The organism is Kocuria flava, assembly GCF_001482365.1.
Classification (GTDB): domain Bacteria; phylum Actinomycetota; class Actinomycetes; order Actinomycetales; family Micrococcaceae; genus Kocuria; species Kocuria flava.
In genome coordinates this window covers 2,988,003-3,005,248 of sequence record NZ_CP013254.1, presented here as the reverse complement: position 1 = coordinate 3,005,248, position 17,246 = coordinate 2,988,003, and the positions used below count along the sequence as shown (strand labels likewise).

The following is a 17,246-nucleotide window of genomic DNA, read 5'->3' as shown; positions in this document are numbered from 1 at the left end:
ATGATCAATCCCGCACGACTGCACTCGGACCTGCAACGCCTCGACCGCGAGACGGAGACCTACCTCGCCACCGTGGAGTCGCTCTCCGAGGACGAGCTGACCTCTCCCTCCATGTGCGAGGGCTGGACCCGTGCCGACGTCGTCGCCCACCTCGCGTCCAACGGCCGCCGGCTCGTGAACCTGATCGACTGGGTCACGACGGGGGAGCAGAAGAGCGTCTACCCCTCGCCCGAGGCACGGGCGCAGGAGATCGCCGAGCTCGCCGCCCTGCCCCGCGCGGAGCTCGTCCGCGAGGCCCGGGAGTCCGCGGCGTACTTCGCCGAGCAGGCCCAGCGCCTCAGCGGCGAGATCGTGGTCGAGGAGGTGGACCTGCACGGCAAGCCCGTCCCGGCGACCTCGCTCGTTGCCCTGCGCATCGCCGAGGTCGTCGTCCACCACCACGACCTCGACACCGCCTGGACGATCGAGGAGGCCGACCCGGACTCCCTGCTCAACGCCCTCGAGGCCGCGGTGCGGACGATGCGCGCCAAGGGCGCCCCGGGCATGACCCTGGTGACCGAGGAGCGCGACGAGTGGGTCGTCGGTGACGGCGCCCTGCGCGTCGAGTCCGACCGTGAGGGGCTGCTCGAGTGGCTGGCCCGCGGCGAGACGGAGAACGTGGAGGCCGACGGGCCGCTGCCCGCGCTGCCCTCCTGGTGACGGTCCGGGCCCGGCGGTGACCCGGGGGCTTCTGCCACAGGCGTGCTGAGGGGGTGCCGCGGTGCGCCGTCGGGCCGGCGACGGACCCGGCACCGACCTGCTGTGCCGTGACCTCCGGACGGCCTCGGCACTCAGAACGGCGGGTGATCGTCCGCGCCGGTACGGTGGGATGCACCCGCCGCCGTCCCGGGCAGAGCGGAATCGGTGCCGTGCCCTGCTCGCCCTCCGCCGGGACGGCCTCCCGGCGGCCCGCCGGGATCCAGGACGCGGCTCGCCTCCGGTCCGGCCGTCTCCGGGACGGTGCGGCGCACGACCCCCGACGGCGACCGCCACTCCAGCACCCCCGGGTCCCTCGCACCGCCCGGACCGGGGACGCGGCGCACCGACCACTGCCCGAGGGGGCCGCCCCGGTGCTCGACCAGGTGGTGGTGCCGGCACAGGTGCGCCAGGTTCGACGCGCCGGTGGTCCCACCGTCCTCCCACGCGACGGTGTGGTCCACGTCCGCGCCGCCGGCCGGCCGGCGGCAGCCGGGGAAGCGGCAGGTGTCGTCCCGCACCCGCAGATGACGGCGCAGGTCGGCCGGCACGGCGTACACGCTCCGGTCGTGCTCCAGGACGACCCCGCTGACCGGGTGCGTCAGCAGCCGGTGCCAGGAGCCGGCACCGGCGGCCAGCCGGCGCGCCACCTCCGCGCCGATGGGCCCGTAGCCCTCCAGCTCCGCAGCGGCCCCGCTCGCCGGTGAGCTCGTCCACCCTGCGGCGGCGTCCGGAGCGAGGAGGATCCCGACCGGCACCGTCACGCACACCCGGCCACGGATCCCCCGAGGCACCCCGGAGCGCTCCGGCAGCTCGCCGTCGAGGAGCAGATCGGCCAGCACGTCCGCGCGCACCTCACCGGCAGACCTCTGCTCCCGGTCCTCCGGCCCGGTGCCCGGCCTCGCCTGCAGCCCGTCCGGGACCCGCTGCCGCTCCGCGGCCAGCACCGTCCCGGCCAGCCGTTCGACACGGTCCTCGACGGCACGGGCCACGGGGGCGTCGAGCAGGGCGTGCACCCAGGCCAGACCGTCCTCGGCCGGTTCGACCCACACGGTCCGGTGCTTGCGCGCCGCCCTGCGGCGGCGCTCCTCGGCGTCCGCGAGCAGCCTCGCCCGGCGCCGGTGCGCGAAGGCGCGCAGCTGGGCGACCGTCACGTGCGGGGCCCGCTCGAGCATCTCCTGCACCAGCACGACGGCACGGTCCACGGGCAGGGCGTCCCGTGGTGCCTCGTCCACGAGCTCCTGCCACTGCTGGACCGCGACCCGGGCGTGCGGCCACGTGATCGTCCCCGCCTCCAGGGCCGTGAGCACGTCGGGCAGGTCCTCGATCAGCACGAGGGCCTCCGCCACGACGGTCGCGGCGGTGCCGGCCGGCAGTCGCAGGGCGACGCCGACCTCGGCGGCGGTCTCCAGGACGAGCCGGTGCCGGGTCAGGCCCGCCAGCAGCTCGTCGTGCACGCGGCGAGCGGTCCGAGCCGCACCCGGCGCGGCGCAACGGTGCCGGTGCGGAGCGCTCGCGGACGGCAGTCCGTGCCTCCCGTGCTGCCGGGGTCCCGCGGAGCTCGTGCCCGCCGCTGCCGGAAGGTCCCCGGCCGGGGAGGAGAGGCGCGTCGCCGCCCTCGGGGACGACTGCTTGCCGTTGCCGGGGAGCCCGCAGCCGTCCACGCGGCGTGCACCACCGGCCCCGGAGGCCTCGCCGCACGCGGCCAGTGCCTCGTGCGCCTCCGCCACCCTCGCCTCCCGCACGGCGCCGAAGAGCCGGGCGACGCACCGCAGGCGCACGGCCACGGCCCGGGACTCCGCCGCCTGCGCGGCCAGCATCCCCGTCACGGCGGCCCGCGCGTGCGCCCCGGGCCCGGCGTCCACGTCCCCTGCGCCGGCGAGCCCGCCGCCCGCGGACCCGGCGGCAGCAGGTCCGGCGTGGGCGGCCCCGGCCGGACACGGCGCGGCACCGGGGGCCCCGGCGTTCGGACCCGTGCTCCCGACAGGCCCGGCGCCCGCGGACCCCGGGGCGGCCGGTTCGCCGGCACCGGGTCCGGGACGTCCCGCGGCAGCCGTGCGCACCGAGGCGGTCGCCCCCGGGGAGGGAGCGGCCGGTGCGGGCAGCGGCGCCGTCGTCGTCGTCGACATGGGCTCATCCTCCCGCGTGCCTCCGACACCACAAGGGGGGAAGGGGTGCGCGGACGGCCGGGTCGAGGAGTGCGGCACCTCGCCGCCGAGCCGTGCACGACCCGCCCGTGCACCACACCACCGGCGCGGTGCACCACCGCCCGGCGGCACGGGCGGTCCGCGGCCCAGGACTGCTCCGCAGCAGCGGTGGACCGGTTCCCGGTCCCGTCGCGGCGGCGGGCCCGGCCGCGGCCCCGCAGCGGCGGCGGGCCAGGTGCCGGTCCCGTCGCGACGGCGGCCCCGCAACGGCGGCGGACCGGTTCTCCGCCCCGATGTCGGCGCCCGGCGCCCCGGGACCGCGGTGACCCGAGCCCCGGCTGCGGACCGAGCCCCGGCTGCGGAGCGCGCGCACGGCCCGGCCCGCAGCCCGTCCGTCGGGTGCATCACAGCGGGACGGCGGCCCGGCGGGGTAGAATGGTCGGCGGCCCGTTCCCAGGGCGCCCCGCCCGGACGCGACCGGGCCGCCGCGGCGCCGCACGGGCGCATCCACGGGAGGTCGTTCCTCCTGACGCCTCCCCACCCGAAGAGAGAACCCACGCGCATGCCGATGACCACCTCCACCGCCCGCCGGGCCGACCTCCGCAACGTCGCCATCGTGGCCCACGTCGACCACGGCAAGACGACCATCGTGGACGCGATGCTCCAGCAGACGAACGCGTTCTCCGCGCACGGGGAGGTCGAGGAGCGCGTCATGGACTCCGGCGACCTCGAACGCGAGAAGGGCATCACCATCCTCGCCAAGAACACCACGGTGTTCTACGACGGCCCCTCGGCCGACGGCGAGACCATCACCATCAACGTCATCGACACCCCGGGCCACGCCGACTTCGGCGGCGAGGTCGAGCGCGGGCTGTCCATGGTCGACGGCGTCGTGCTGCTCGTCGACGCCTCCGAGGGACCGCTGCCGCAGACCCGCTTCGTGCTGCGCAAGGCCCTCGAGGCCAAGCTGCCCGTGATCCTCGTGGTCAACAAGGTCGACCGCCCCGACGCCCGCATCGAGGAGGTCGTGGGCGAGTCCATGGACCTGCTCCTCGGCCTGGCCTCCGACATCGCCGAGGACGAGCCGGACCTGGACCTCGACGCCGTCCTCGACGTCCCCGTCGTCTACGCCTCCGGCCGCGCCGGCCGGGCCTCCCTCGAGCAGCCCGAGAACGGCGCCCTCCCGGAGGGCGAGGACCTCGAGCCGCTGTTCCGCACGATCATCGAGCGGATCCCCGCGCCCTCCTACGACCCCGAGGGCGTGCTGCAGGCGCACGTGACCAACCTGGACGCCTCCCCGTTCCTGGGCCGTCTCGCCCTGCTGCGGATCTTCAACGGCACCCTGAAGAAGGGCCAGACCGTCGCCTGGGCCCGCGCCGACGGGCAGCTGAAGAACGTGCGCATCTCCGAGCTGCTGGCCACCAAGGGCCTCGAGCGCGTGCCCGCCGAGTCCGCCGGCCCCGGCGAGATCGTCGCCGTCGCCGGGATCGAGGACATCACCATCGGCGAGACCCTCACCGACCCGGAGGACCCGCGGCCGCTGCCGCGCATCACCGTGGACGACCCGGCGATCTCCATGACCATCGGCATCAACACCTCCCCGCTCGCCGGCCGGGTCAAGGGCGCCAAGGTCACGGCCCGCCAGGTCAAGGACCGCCTCGACAAGGAGCTGATCGGCAACGTCTCGATCAAGGTGCTCCCCACGGAGCGCCCCGACGCGTGGGAGGTCCAGGGCCGCGGCGAGCTCGCCCTGGCGATCCTCGTGGAGCAGATGCGCCGCGAGGGCTTCGAGCTCACGGCGGGCAAGCCCCAGGTCGTGACCCGGACGGTCGACGGCAAGGTGCACGAGCCCTACGAGCACATGACCATCGACGTCCCCGAGGAGTACCTCGGCGCCGTCACCCAGCTCATGGCCGCCCGCAAGGGCCGCATGGAGGGAATGTCCAACCACGGCACCGGCTGGGTGCGCATGGAGTTCCGCGTCCCCTCCCGCGGGCTGATCGGCTTCCGCACCCGGTTCCTCACCGAGACCCGCGGCGCCGGCATCGCCTCCTCCTACGCCGACGGCTACGAGCCGTGGGCCGGGGAGATCGAGTACCGCACCAACGGCTCGCTGGTCGCCGACCGCGCCGGTGCGGTGACCCCGTTCGCGATGATCAACCTGCAGGAGCGCGGCACCTTCTTCGTGGAGCCCACCTCCGAGGTGTACGAGGGCATGATCGTCGGCGAGAACGCCCGCGCCGACGACATGGACGTCAACATCACCAAGGAGAAGAAGCTCACCAACATGCGCTCCTCCACGGCGGACTCCTTCGAGAACCTCACCCCGCCGAAGAAGCTCACCCTCGAGGAGTCCCTCGAGTTCGCCCGCGAGGACGAGTGCGTGGAGGTGACCCCGGAGGCGATCCGCATCCGCAAGGTCATCCTCGACGCCAACGAGCGCCTCAAGGCGAACCGGGCCCGGGCCCGCGCCTGAGCCCCGGGCACCTGGAGCGGCCGTGACGCAGCCCGTCCCGCAGTACCCCGAGCAGGGCGCCCTCGTGCGCGAGGACGCCCTGCCGGGGCTGCTGCCCGCCGGGCTGCGCCCCGAGGACGCCCGGCTCCTGTTCGTCCACGCGCACCCCGACGACGAGTCGATCGCCACCGGCGCCACCATGGGCCACTACGCGCTGCTCGGCGCGCAGGTCGTGCTGCTGACCATGACCCGCGGCGAGCGCGGCGAGGTCGTCCCCGAGCCGCTGCGCCACCTCGAGGCCGAGCGCGCCGGCGACGGCGGCACCGCACTCGGGCTGTACCGGGTGGGGGAGCTGGACGACGCCGCGGCCGCCCTCGGCGTGACCGACCGCTTCTTCGCCGGGGAGCCCCCGGCCCGGGACGGGTCGGCGGAGCTGCCCGCGACCGGCGGCTACACCGACTCGGGCATGGCCTGGGGCGCCGACGGCCGCGCCGGCCCGGCGGAGGACTCCTCGCCGCACAGCCTCACCGCCGCCGACCCGGGGGCGGCGGGCGCCCACGTGGCGGCGGCCGTGCGCGCCCTGCGTCCCCACGTCCTCGTGACCTACGACGACGACGGGGGCTACGGCCACCCCGACCACGTGCGCACGCACGAGGTCGCCGTGCGTGCCGTCGCCCTCGCCGCCCGGCCCGGCGCGGGAGGGGACGCCTGGTCCGTCCCGCTGGTGTGGGCGGCCGAGGGCGAGCCCCGGCCCGGCGACGCCCGGACCCAGGCCGCCGTGCACGGCTCCGCGGAGCGCAAGCGGGCCGCGATGGCCGCCCACGCCACGCAGCTCGTGCTCGACGCCGACGGCACCCGCTTCGCCCTCTCCAATGGCGTGTGGCAGCCCTTCAGCGCCCTCGAGACCTACCGGCTGCTCGGCGGGGACCGCCGCCAGGACGAGCGGCCCGCCGGGGACGCCGCGGCGGCGGGCCCACCCGGCGCGGGTCCCGGGGCCCCCGGACCGGGGACCCCGCGCGCCGGCGCCGGCCCGGGACCGCGGCGGGACGCGGACCCGCCCGCGACCGTGGTCTCGGCCCTGGCCACCTCCGTCCTCGCCGGGCTGCTCGGCGGGTCGGTGGCCACCGTCCTGCACGGGTCCATCTGGTACTCGGGCACGGGCTGGTGGTTGCCCTGGGGGCTCGCCTTCGGCGCGGCCCTGCTGCTGTGCCTGTCCGTCTGGGCCGGGACCGCGACGCACCGCGTGTGGGCCGCCGCCGTGCCGGGGCTCGTCGCCTACGTCCTGGCGTGGCTGCTCGCCCGGGGCCGGGACGGGTCCGCGCTGGTCGTCACCGACCCGGACGCGCCGATCGGCGTGGTGGGCGTGGCCTGGTTCGTCGTGGTCCTCGCCACGACGCTGCTCTCCGTGCTCGTCACGGCCCGCTGGGTGCGCACCCGCCGGCGGGAGCTGCGCACGGCCTGACCGGGCGCTCGCCGCGGAGACCGCCGCACCGGGCCGGCCCGCCCGGTCGATCCGGTCCTGCCGCGCGCCGGCGGAGCCGTGTCCGCGGGCCCGGGTCCCCGCCGCGGGGACGCCGCGCCGGTGGGACCTCGTCCGAACCCGGCCCGCGGGAGCTGCTCCCTCCGGCCCGGGGCCGTCCGGTCAGTCCACGGGCCGCCCGCGGGGTGCCCGGCGCGGCGGCGGAGGCGGCACGGCCCGCGCCGCGCGCAGGTCCCGCGCCGCGATCACGACGTCCCCGCGGCGCGTGCGCACGGTGACCCCCGCCTCGTCCGCCCGGACCAGCTCGCCGAGGGCGTCGGTCAGCCCGGGGACGTCGTCGGGCAGGGCGCGGCGCACGCTCACCCGGGTGCCCGCCGGCAGGCCGGTGAGCAGGCGCAGGGCCGCGCGCCCCGCCGCGGACGGCGGGCCGGGGGGGGCCGCAGGACCGTCCGCCGGCGCGGACGCCTCCCCGGCAGCGACGCGGGATGACGATGTTGACGCTGATGACGGCTGCTCCATGCCCGACATCGTAGTGCCGGGCCGGTCGTTAGACTGGGCGGAGCACCCCAGCAGAAAGGTACGAACCCCCGTGACCTACGTCATCGCCCAGCCCTGTGTCGACGTGAAGGACAAGGCCTGCGTCGAGGAGTGCCCCGTGGACTGCATCTACGAGGGCGAGCGCTCGCTCTACATCCACCCCGACGAGTGCGTGGACTGCGGGGCCTGCGAGCCGGTCTGCCCCGTCGAGGCCATCTACTACGAGGACGACACCCCGGAGGAGTGGGCCGAGTACTACAAGGCCAACGTCGAGTTCTTCGACGACCTCGGCTCCCCGGGCGGGGCCGCCAAGCTCGGCAACACCCACAAGGACCACCCGATCATCGCCGGCCTGCCCCCGCAGAACCAGGGCGCCCAGTGACGTCGGGGGCCCGGCCCTTCGGGCTGGACCTGCCCGACTACCCCTGGGACACGATGGTCCCGTACCGGGAGCTCGCCGCCCGGCACCCCGGCGGGGTCGTGGACCTGTCGATCGGCACGCCCGTCGACCCCACCCCCGAGGTCGTGCAGCGCGCCCTGGCCGCCGCGTCCGACGCACCCGGGTACCCCACCACGCACGGGACCGCCGCCCTGCGCGAGGCGATCGCCGCGTGGTACGCCCGTCGGCGCGGCGTGCCCGGGCTCGACCCGGCCGCCGTGATGCCCACCGTGGGCTCCAAGGAGCTCGTCGCGTGGCTGCCCCTGCTGCTGGGCCTGCGCCCCGGCGACGTGCTCGTGCGCCCCACGGTCGCCTACCCGACCTACGACATCGGCGCCCGCCTGGCCGGGGCCGAGGCGGTCGCCGCCGACGACCTCGACGAGCTCGACGCCGACGTCCGGGCGCGGGTGCGGCTGGTGTGGATCAACTCGCCGGGCAACCCCACCGGCATCGTGCGGGACCTCGACTCCGTGCGCCGGATCGTGGACCAGGCCCGCGCCCAGGGCGCCGTCGTGGCCTCCGACGAGTGCTACGCCGAGCTGGGCTGGGGCGCCTGGGACGTCCAGCAGGGAGGGACGCCCGTCCCCTCCGTGCTCGACCCCCGGGTCACCGGGGGCGACGACGCCCTGCTGCTGTCGGCGTACTCGATGTCCAAGCAGTCCAACGTGGCCGGCTACCGTGCGGCGTTCCTGGCCGGCGACGCCACCCTGATGCGCAACCTCGTCAACTCCCGCAAGCACGCCGGGATGATCGTGCCCGCCCCCGTGCAGGAGGCGATGCGCGCCGGCCTGGGCGACGACGAGCACGTGCTCGCGCAGAAGGCGCGCTACCGCTCCCGCCGGGAGCGGCTCGTGCCGGCCGCCGAGGCGTTCGGGCTGCGCGTCGTCCACTCCGAGGCCGGGCTGTACCTGTGGTGCACCGCCGGCGAGGACACCTGGGAGACCGTCCGGCGCTTCGCCGAGCGGGGCGTCGTCGTCGGCCCCGGCGTGTTCTACGGCACGGCGGGGGAAGGCTTCGTGCGGCTGGCCCTGACCGCCTCCGACGAGCGGATCGACGCCGCCGTCGAGCGCCTGACCGCCGTCTGAGACCCGCCCGCGGGGCCCCTCGCGCCGCGCCGGGATTGGTCCGTGCGCGGCGCGAAGAGGTAGGTTGTAGACCGACTGACGCCGTGTCCCGTGACACGTTCCCGTCGCGCCCGAGGAGGTGCCCGGCGGGCCCGCTCCGGGTCAGGGCCCCTGAATCCCATCCGTGGAGGACTACCATGACTGAGTCTGCACAGGCGACCAAGACGGCCCAGCTCGCGTACGAGGACGGCAGGGCGCTCGAGCTGCCCGTCCTGGACGCCACCGAGGGCAACAAGGGCTACGCCATCTCGAACCTGCTGAAGGAGACCGGCAACGTCTCCTACGACCCGGGCTTCGTGAACACCGCCAACGCGCGCTCCGCGATCACCTACATCGACGGCGCCAACGGGATCCTGCGCTACCGCGGCTATCCCATCGAGGAGCTCGCCAAGCACTCCAGCTTCATCGAGACGGCCTACCTGCTGATCTACGGCGAGCTGCCCACTCCCGAGCAGCTGAGCGACTTCGACACCCGCGTCCGCCGCCACACCATGGTCCACGAGGACCTGAAGAGCTTCTTCAACGGCTTCCCGCGCAACGCCCACCCGATGCCGGTGCTCTCCTCGGCCGTGTCGGCCCTGTCCACCTTCTACGCGGACTCCCTCGACCCGTTCGACCAGGAGCAGGTCGAGATCTCCACGATCCGCCTGCTCGCCAAGGTGCCGACCCTGGCGGCCTACGCCTTCAAGAAGTCCAAGGGCGAGCCGCTGCTCTACCCGCAGAACGACCTCGACTACACCCAGAACTTCCTGCGCATGTGCTTCGGCGTCCCCGCCGAGGACTACGAGATCGACCCGGCCATGGCGAAGGCCCTCGACGTGCTGCTGATGCTGCACGCCGACCACGAGCAGAACTGCTCGACCTCGACCGTGCGCCTCGTCGGCTCCTCCCACGCGAACATGTTCGCCTCCGTCTCCGCGGGCATCAACGCCCTCTACGGCCCCCTGCACGGCGGCGCCAACGAGGCCGTGCTCGCCATGCTCAACCGGATCCAGCAGGAGGGCATCGAGCCCGAGGCGTTCATGGAGAAGGTCAAGAACAAGGAGACCGGCGTCCGCCTCATGGGCTTCGGCCACCGGGTGTACAAGAACTACGACCCGCGCGCCCGGATCGTGAAGGACTACGCCCACGAGATCCTCCAGAAGCTCGGCGGCAACGACGAGCAGCTCGAGATCGCCATGCGCCTCGAGGAGAAGGCCCTGGCCGACGACTACTTCGTCGAGCGCAAGCTGTACCCGAACGTCGACTTCTACACTGGCCTGATCTACAAGGCCATGGGCTTCCCGGAGAAGATGTTCACCGTCCTGTTCGCGATCGGCCGCCTGCCCGGCTGGATCGCCCAGTGGCGCGAGATGATCGAGGACCCCGAGACCAAGATCGGCCGTCCCCGGCAGCTCTACGTCGGCGAGGCCGAGCGCCACTACCCCCGGGGCTGAGCGCCGGCGGCCCGGGTGCTGAGCGCCGGCGGCCCGGGTGCTGCGCGCCAGGGCTCCCGGGGGTGGGCGCAGCTGCCCCGGGGGCTGCGCGTCGGGACTCCCGGGGCGGAGCGCCGCTGACCCCGGGGCAGAGCGCTCCCGCCCTCGAGGGCCGAGCGCCCCCGTTACCTTCTTCCCAACTCCTCGGTCCGACAGGATGGAGGGGTGCTGACCGGCCGGTCCTCGGCATGATCGTTTGCCCCCAGTCATCCATGATCCGGGGGGTGTAGTCACCGAGGACCGGTCCGGTGATCGCGGATCGCTAATAGAGGCAGGGCCCGCTGGATTAGGGCCTTCGTAACGTGGATGCCGAGCGTGATCACCATCCGGCCGGCCAGCATGCTCGTACAGCAGCGGATGAGAAGGGGCCCGGCCATGTCAGAGCAACCACAACCGGCGGTGTTCGTCGGCCTCGACGTCGGCAAGTCCGACCACCACGCCGTGGCGGTGACGGCTGCGGGGAAGACGGTCTACGACAAGGCCCTGCCTAACGACGAGACCCGGCTGCGGGCCATCCTCACCGACCTGGCCGCGGCCCATGGGCCGGTGCTGATGGTCGTGGACCAGCCGGCCACGATCGGGGCGTTGCCGGTGGCCGTCGCCGAAGGCACCGATGGCGTACAGGTGGCCTACCTGCCCGGGCTGGCGATGCGCCGGATCGCCGATCTGCACCCGGGCACGGCCAAGACCGACGCCCGCGACGCACTGATCATCGCCGAGGCCGCCCGGACCATGCCGCACACCCTGCGCGACATCCAGGTCGATGAGGCCCAGATCGCCGAACTGGCCGTGCTGGCCGGCTTCGACGACGACCTCGCCACCCAGATCACCGCCACCTCCAACCGCCTACGGGGCATGCTCACCCAGATCCACCCCGCCCTGGAACGGGTCCTGGGATCGCGGGTGACCCACCCGGCGGTCGCCGATCTGCTCAGCCGCTACCCGACCCCGGCCAAGCTCGCCGCGGCCGGCAGGGGCCACGTGCGGGCAAGGCTCAAGAAGCACGCACCCCGGCTGGCCGAGACCCTCACCGAGGAAATCTTCGACGCTCTGGGGCAGCAGACCGTGGTCGTGGCCGGCACCGAGGCCGCCGCCACCGTCGTGCCGATCCTGGCCGGGCAGCTGGCCGGCCTGATCCACCAACGGGCCACGGTGGCCGCCCAGGTCGAGGCCCTCGTGGAGGCCCACCCTCTTTGCCCGGTCCTGACCTCGATGCCCGGGATAGGGGTCAGGACCGCCGCGAGAATCCTCACCGAGGTCGTCGGCAAGGACTTCCGAGATGCCGGGCATTTGGCCTCCTACGCCGGGATCGCCCCGGTCACCCGAAGGTCGGGAACCTCGATCCGCGGCGAGCACGCCGCCAAGGGCGGCAACAAACGCCTGAAGCGGGCACTGTTCCTCTCGGCCTTCGCCTCACTCAACCACCCACCCTCGAGGGCCTACTACGACCGGAAACGCGCCCAGGGCAAACGCCACAACCAGGCGATCATCGCCCTGGCCCGCCGACGGACCGACGTCCTGTTCGCCATGCTGCGCGACGGCACCCTCTACCAAGACCCCACCGAGCCCCAGAACACGTCACCGGTGGCCCTGGCCGCTTGACGGAAACCATAGAGGCACCCCCCCCGGACCGGCCGGCCGTGTCGGCCCCCGCGGGGGAGGGCCCGGCCGTCGGCGTGCCCGGGGCGCTAGGGTGGGCCGCATGGACGAGCAGCGGCACACCCCCGACCGGATCGACGAGCTGGGCCCCGGCGAGGTCTTCGTCTTCGGCTCCAACGCCCGCGGCGCCCACCTGGCCGGCGCCGCCCGCACGGCCGTGGAGCGCTTCGGGGCCGTGCCCGGGCAGGGCCACGGCCTGCAGGGGCGCTCCTACGCGATCGACACCATGAGCGGACCCGCCGTCCTCGAGCGGGAGGCCGCGGAGTTCCTCCGCTTCGCCCGCGAGCACCCCGAGCTGACGTTCCTGCTGACCCGCGTGGGCACCGGCATCGCCGGGCACGACGAGGCGGACGTCGCCCGCCTGTTCGCCGGTGCCCCGCCCAACGTGGTGCGCCCGCGCGGCTGGTGAGCAGGGGCGCACGGCCGCGGAGCCCGCGGCGGGCGGGGCGTCCCGGGAGAGCCGCCCGCCGGGGAGGGCTCCCCGGCCGGGCCGGACCCGCGGCCGGACGCCCGTGCCGCCGCGCGCCCGCGGAGCGCGGTGGCCCCGTGCCGCCGCGCGCGGGGGCTCAGCCGTCGTAGCCCTGCGGGTTGCTGCGCTGCCAGTTCCAGTGGTCCCGGCACATCGTGTCGAGGTCGCGCTCGGCCGACCACCCCAGGTCGGCCAGCGCCGCCGACGGGTCCGCGTAGGAGACCGCCGCGTCGCCGGGACGGCGGTCCACGACCTCGTAGGGCACGGTGCGCCCGCTGGCGCGCTCGAAGGCGGCGTGCACCTCGAGCACCGAGTGCCCGCGGCCGGTGCCCAGGTTCCAGGTGTGCACCCCGGGGCGGCCGGTGATCCGGTCCAGGGCCCGCAGGTGGCCCTCGGCGAGGTCCACCACGTGGATGTAGTCGCGCACCCCGGTCCCGTCCGGCGTGGGGTAGTCGTCCCCGAAGACCCGCAGCGCCGGGCGCCGGCCGACCGCGACCTGCGCGATGAACGGCAGCAGGTTGTTCGGGACGCCGGTGGGGTCCTCCCCGATCCGCCCGGAGGGGTGGGCGCCCACGGGGTTGAAGTAGCGCAGCAGGGCCACGCTCCACGCGGGGTCCGAGGCGGCGAGGTCCACGAGCATGTCCTCGATGTGCTCCTTGGTGCGCCCGTAGGGGTTCTGCGCGTCCATGGGCTGCTTCTCCGTCAGCGGCATCTCCTCCGGGGCGCCGTAGACCGTCGCCGAGGAGGAGAAGACGATCGAGCGGCACCCGTGGGCGGCCATCGCGTCGAGCAGGTTCAGCGTGCCCGCCACGTTGGTCCGGTAGTACCACAGCGGCTTCTCCGCCGACTCGCCCACGGCCTTCAGCCCCGCGAAGTGGATCACGGCCTCCGGCCGGTGGGCGGCGAAGAGCGCGTCGAGCCCGGCGGCGTCCAGCAGGTCCGTCCGCTCGAACGCGGCGACCCGGCGCCCCGCGAGCTCCTCGACCCGGTCCAGGGAGGTGCGCGACGAGTTGCTGAGGTTGTCCGCGACCACCACGTCGTGGCCGGCCTCGAGCAGGGCCAGGACGGTGTGCGAGCCGATGTAGCCGGTTCCTCCGGTGACGAGAATCTTCATGGGCCCAGCGTATCCACCGCTCCCGGCGGGCGGGCCCAGCGGCACGCACCGGCCGCGCCCGGATCGGCTCCGTGACATCGGTGGCGGGCGGCGCCCGCGCCGGACCCGCGGCAACGCCGGTGGTGCCGGGCCGGCCGGTTCAGGGGGCCGCCAGGACCACGACGACGTCGTCCGCCGGCGGCGCCTCCTCCGGGTGCACCTCGGCCGTGTCCTGCCACCCGGGGGCCGGCGCGAAGCGCGTCGTGCGCTGGGCGGCGCGCACCCACGTGCGGCCGTCGAAGGAGACCTCCTCGACGCCGAGGTCCTGGGCGTGGGCGAGCGCCCAGTGCGCCACGGCCCACCCCGTGCGCTCCCCGGGGGAGGGGACGACCACGCGACCGTCCTGCGCGCGCGGGGCGGGGGCGGCGGCGCCGAAGGCCGCGGCCAGCTGATCCGCCGCCCGCCGCGGATCCGCCGTGCCCTCGGCGGGGGCGAGCACGCAGTTCAGCGACGCCGGGGCGGCCCCGGTCAGCGCGTCCGCCCACGCCCGCGCCAGCGGCTCGTGCCGGGCGTAGGCGTCCGGGTGCGCCGAGCGCTGGACCGCCTGGGCGGCCTCCGTGACCGACATCCCCGTCGTGTTCACCTCGGCCAGCCGGTCGTAGAAGACCCGGGTCGCGTAGCGCGGGTCCATGATCTGCTCGACCGTGCCCCAGCCCTGCGAGGGCCGCTGCTGGAACAGGCCCACCGAGTCGCGGTCGCCGTAGTCGATGTTGACCAGCCGCGACTCCTGCATGGCGGTGGCCAGGGCGATCACCGCGCTCTCCCGCTCCAGTCCGCGCGCCACGGCCTCGGCCGTGACCAGCGCGGCGTTGGCCCCCTGCTCCGCCGAGAGCACGTGGCGGCGCGTCCCGCCGTCGTCCTCCGCCGCCGTCACCACGCACCGCGGCTCCCCGGCGGAGGGCCGCCCGGCGCGCAGCTCCACGACGACGAGCGCGGCCGCGGCGAGCAGCGCGCAGCACAGCAGCACGACGAACAGGCCCAGCCCGGCCGTCCGGGTGCGGCGGGCGACGGCGGTGGAGGGCACGGCAGCTCCTGGGCGGGGGACCGGGGCGGGCGGATCAGGGGCGGGTGGGTCAGGGACGGGTGGGTCAGGGACGGGGCCCCGGGACGGGCGGGGCGGGCGGATCACGGACGGGCGGCCCGGCACGGACGGCCCGGGGACGCGGGACGGACGGGGCGGAGGCGAACGGGCCGGGGGCGGGTCCGGGGACGGAGGACCCGGGACGGGTGGCCCGGGGACGCGCGCGGCGGGCGGCGGGACCGGGCGCGCCGCCCCGTCCCGCCGCCCGCCGGGGCAGGGGTCAGTTCGCGTGCAGGGCCGCGTTGAGCTCCACGGTCCGCCCGGCGCGCGGCAGGACCTCCACCGCCCCGGTGAGGGAGTTGCGGCGGAACAGCAGGTTCGGGACCCCGGAGAGCTCGGAGGCCTTGGCGGTCGAGCGGGCGCCGTCGTCGTGGACCTGCACGAGGGTTCCCGCGGTGACGTAGAGGCCGGCCTCGACGACGCAGTCGTCGCCCAGCGAGATCCCCACCCCGGAGTTCGCGCCGAGCAGCACGCGCTCGCCGACCGTGATCCGCTCCTTGCCGCCGCCGGAGAGCGTGCCCATGATGGACGCCCCGCCGCCGATGTCCGTGGCGTCGCCCACGACCACCCCGGCGCTGATCCGGCCCTCGACCATCGACTGGCCCAGCGTCCCCGCGTTGAAGTTCACGAAGCCCTCGTGCATCACCGTGGTGCCCTCCGCCAGGTGGGCGCCGAGCCGGATCCGGTTGGCATCGCCGATGCGCACCCCCGAGGGCACGACGTAGTCGACCATGCGCGGGAACTTGTCCACGCTGTGCACGGTGACGTGCCCGGCGGAGGCCTTCATCCGCAGCAGGGCCACGGTCAGCTCCTCGGCCAGGACGGGGCCGCGGTCGGTCCAGGCGACGTTGGCGAGCAGGCCGAAGACGCCGTCGAGGTTCACGGTGTTGGGGCGCACGAGGCGGTGGGAGAGCAGGTGCAGGCGCAGGTAGGCGTCGGCGGCGTCGGCGGGCGCGGCGGCCAGGTCGACGACGGTCTCCACGATCTCGGCGCGCACGTTGCGGTCGGGGTCGGCGGTGGCCGCCCGGCGCAGGTCGGCGTCGAGGGAGGTGTCCACCGCGTCCGACAGGGACGGGGCGGGGTACCAGACGTCGAGGACGGTGCCCTCCTTGGGGCCGGAGGCCACCACGGTGGCCAGGCCGAGACCGGAGGCGGGACGGGAGTCGGAAGCAGTCATGCCCCCATCCTAGGATGCCCGCCGGCCCCGTCCGGACGCCCGCGGGAGCGGTGCAGGGCGGACGGACGAGCCCGGCCGCGCGGACGCGGGCGCCGGTAGGCTGGGCGCCATGACCGCCCCCGACGCAGCCCCCGCCGCCGTGCCCGTGCTCGACCTCACCGCCGACCCGGCCGAGCTCACCGCCGCCCTCGTGGACATCGCCTCCGTCTCCGGCGACGAGGCCCGCATCGCCGACGCCGTCGAGGCCGCCCTGCGCCGGCTGCCGCACCTGCGCGTGCACCGGGACGGCGACGCCGTGGTCGCCCGCACCGAGCTCGGCCGCCCGGAGCGCGTCGTGCTCGCCGGGCACCTCGACACCGTCCCGCTGCCCACCGTGCCCGGGGCCCGCGGGACCGTGCCCTCCGCCCGGGCCGTGGTGGACGGCCGGGACGTCCTGTACGGGCGCGGCACCGTGGACATGAAGGGCGGCGTCGCCGTCCAGCTCGCTCTCGCCGCCACCCTGACCGAGCCCGTCCGGGACGTCACCTACGTGTTCTACGACCACGAGGAGGTCGAGGCCGCCGCCAGCGGCCTGGGCCGGCTCGAGCGCACCGTCCCGCAGCTGCTCGCCGCCGACTTCGCCGTGCTCCTCGAGCCCACCGACGGGACCGTCGAGGGAGGGTGCAACGGCACCCTGCGCGTGCGCATCACGACGACGGGCCGCGCCGCGCACTCGGGCCGGTCCTGGATCGGCGAGAACGCCGTCCACAAGCAGGCCGACGTCCTGACCCGCCTCGCCGCCTACACCCCGCGCACCGTCGAGGTGGAGGGCCTGGCCTACCGGGAGGGCCTCAACGCCATCCGGATCTCCGGCGGGGTGGCCGGCAACGTCATCCCGGACACGGCCTCCGTGGAGATCAACTACCGCTTCGCCCCGGACAAGACTCCCGAGCAGGCCCTCGAGCACGTGCGCGAGGTCCTGCCCGGCCACGAGCTCGAGGTGCTCGACCTCTCCCCGGCGGCACGCCCCGGCCTGGACCGGCCGGCCGCCGCCGCCTTCGTCGCGGCCGTCGGCCAGGAGCCGCGGCCGAAGTACGGGTGGACCGACGTCGCCCGGTTCTCCGCCATGGGCGTGCCCGCCGTGAACTTCGGCCCCGGGGACGCGCTGCTCGCCCACACCGACGACGAGCACGTTCCCGCCGACGCCGTGCGCGCGTGCCACCGGGCGCTCGCCGACTGGCTGGTCCGCCGGCTGAGGCGCCGGTCCGCGCCGACGGCGAGCGGGCTCCCGCCGACGCCGTGGGCGCGTGCCGCCGGGCGCACCGGTCCGGTCCCC

General features: G+C 75.3%; 13 protein-coding genes and 1 pseudogene. 9 read left to right on the top strand and 5 right to left on the bottom strand.

Annotation, left to right across the window (positions count from 1 at the left end):
- On the top strand, positions 1 to 699 hold the full coding sequence (locus AS188_RS13410; protein WP_058859265.1) for a maleylpyruvate isomerase family mycothiol-dependent enzyme: 699 nt from the start codon (positions 1 to 3) through the stop codon (positions 697 to 699).
- Positions 700 to 830: 131 nt separating this feature from the next.
- On the opposite strand, the gene AS188_RS13405 is transcribed toward AS188_RS13410, so the two are convergent.
- Positions 831 to 2,192 carry an HNH endonuclease signature motif containing protein gene (locus AS188_RS13405; protein ID WP_169798000.1) on the bottom strand — a complete coding sequence of 454 codons (1,362 nt, stop codon included), beginning with the start codon at positions 2,190 to 2,192 and terminating at the stop codon, positions 831 to 833.
- A gap of 1,258 nt (positions 2,193 to 3,450) precedes the next feature.
- Here AS188_RS13405 and typA point away from each other — a divergent pair.
- Together typA and AS188_RS17550 are read left to right on the top strand one after the other, a co-directional pair.
- The gene (gene typA, locus AS188_RS13400) at positions 3,451 to 5,358 is read left to right on the top strand and encodes a translational GTPase TypA (RefSeq protein WP_058859950.1); all 1,908 of its coding nucleotides are present in this window, start codon (positions 3,451 to 3,453) and stop codon (positions 5,356 to 5,358) included.
- A gap of 22 nt (positions 5,359 to 5,380) precedes the next feature.
- Positions 5,381 to 6,799 carry a PIG-L family deacetylase gene (locus tag AS188_RS17550; RefSeq protein WP_236944990.1) on the top strand — a complete coding sequence of 473 codons (1,419 nt, stop codon included), beginning with the start codon at positions 5,381 to 5,383 and terminating at the stop codon, positions 6,797 to 6,799.
- Positions 6,800 to 6,979: 180 nt separating this feature from the next.
- Here AS188_RS17550 and AS188_RS13390 read toward each other — a convergent pair whose 3' ends face one another.
- Positions 6,980 to 7,180 (bottom strand): putative acetyltransferase, encoded by a 201-nt coding sequence (locus AS188_RS13390; RefSeq protein WP_058859263.1) that lies wholly within the window; start codon positions 7,178 to 7,180, stop codon positions 6,980 to 6,982.
- A gap of 226 nt (positions 7,181 to 7,406) precedes the next feature.
- Here AS188_RS13390 and fdxA point away from each other — a divergent pair, with 226 nt between their 5' ends.
- From fdxA to AS188_RS13365, 5 genes are all read left to right on the top strand, one after another.
- On the top strand, positions 7,407 to 7,736 hold the full coding sequence (fdxA, locus tag AS188_RS13385; RefSeq protein ID WP_058859262.1) for a ferredoxin: 330 nt from the start codon (positions 7,407 to 7,409) through the stop codon (positions 7,734 to 7,736).
- 53 nt (positions 7,737 to 7,789) lie between these two features.
- The gene (gene dapC / locus AS188_RS13380) at positions 7,790 to 8,878 is read left to right on the top strand and encodes a succinyldiaminopimelate transaminase (protein ID WP_058859949.1); all 1,089 of its coding nucleotides are present in this window, start codon (positions 7,790 to 7,792) and stop codon (positions 8,876 to 8,878) included.
- Between the two features lie 176 nt (positions 8,879 to 9,054).
- Positions 9,055 to 10,353, top strand: a complete 1,299-nt coding sequence (locus AS188_RS13375; RefSeq protein ID WP_083529461.1) for a citrate synthase — start codon at positions 9,055 to 9,057, stop codon at positions 10,351 to 10,353.
- A gap of 414 nt (positions 10,354 to 10,767) precedes the next feature.
- The gene (locus AS188_RS13370; protein WP_058857733.1) at positions 10,768 to 11,994 is read left to right on the top strand and encodes an IS110 family RNA-guided transposase; all 1,227 of its coding nucleotides are present in this window, start codon (positions 10,768 to 10,770) and stop codon (positions 11,992 to 11,994) included.
- Positions 11,995 to 12,094: 100 nt separating this feature from the next.
- Positions 12,095 to 12,460 (top strand): A1S_2505 family phage non-structural protein, encoded by a 366-nt coding sequence (locus tag AS188_RS13365; RefSeq protein WP_058859261.1) that lies wholly within the window; start codon positions 12,095 to 12,097, stop codon positions 12,458 to 12,460.
- A gap of 157 nt (positions 12,461 to 12,617) precedes the next feature.
- Here the strand turns inward: AS188_RS13365 and galE are convergent, their stop codons facing one another.
- From galE to dapD, 3 genes are all read right to left on the bottom strand, one after another.
- Complete coding sequence (gene galE / locus AS188_RS13360) at positions 12,618 to 13,634, bottom strand: UDP-glucose 4-epimerase GalE (RefSeq protein ID WP_058859260.1); 1,017 nt, start codon at positions 13,632 to 13,634, stop codon at positions 12,618 to 12,620.
- Positions 13,635 to 13,773: 139 nt separating this feature from the next.
- Positions 13,774 to 14,697, bottom strand: coding sequence for a hypothetical protein (locus AS188_RS13355; RefSeq protein ID WP_058859259.1), 924 nt, complete (start codon positions 14,695 to 14,697; stop codon positions 13,774 to 13,776).
- Between the two features lie 277 nt (positions 14,698 to 14,974).
- Positions 14,975 to 15,931, bottom strand: coding sequence for a 2,3,4,5-tetrahydropyridine-2,6-dicarboxylate N-succinyltransferase (gene dapD, locus AS188_RS13350; RefSeq protein ID WP_058859258.1), 957 nt, complete (start codon positions 15,929 to 15,931; stop codon positions 14,975 to 14,977).
- Between the two features lie 109 nt (positions 15,932 to 16,040).
- Between dapD and dapE the strand changes: the two are divergent.
- Positions 16,041 to 17,153 (top strand): annotated as a pseudogene (gene dapE / locus AS188_RS13345) (succinyl-diaminopimelate desuccinylase); the annotation flags it as partial.
- Positions 17,154 to 17,246 lie beyond the last annotated feature (93 nt).

Coding starts and splice junctions, on each gene's coding strand:
- AS188_RS13410 (WP_058859265.1), top strand. CDS start 1: ATGATCAATCCCGCACGACTGCACTCGGACCTGCAACGCCTCGACCGC.
- AS188_RS13370 (WP_058857733.1), top strand. CDS start 10,768: ATGTCAGAGCAACCACAACCGGCGGTGTTCGTCGGCCTCGACGTCGGC.
- galE (WP_058859260.1), bottom strand. CDS start 13,634: ATGAAGATTCTCGTCACCGGAGGAACCGGCTACATCGGCTCGCACACC.
- dapC (WP_058859949.1), top strand. CDS start 7,790: ATGGTCCCGTACCGGGAGCTCGCCGCCCGGCACCCCGGCGGGGTCGTG.
- typA (WP_058859950.1), top strand. CDS start 3,451: ATGACCACCTCCACCGCCCGCCGGGCCGACCTCCGCAACGTCGCCATC.
- AS188_RS13365 (WP_058859261.1), top strand. CDS start 12,095: ATGGACGAGCAGCGGCACACCCCCGACCGGATCGACGAGCTGGGCCCC.
- dapD (WP_058859258.1), bottom strand. CDS start 15,931: ATGACTGCTTCCGACTCCCGTCCCGCCTCCGGTCTCGGCCTGGCCACC.
- AS188_RS13375 (WP_083529461.1), top strand. CDS start 9,055: ATGACTGAGTCTGCACAGGCGACCAAGACGGCCCAGCTCGCGTACGAG.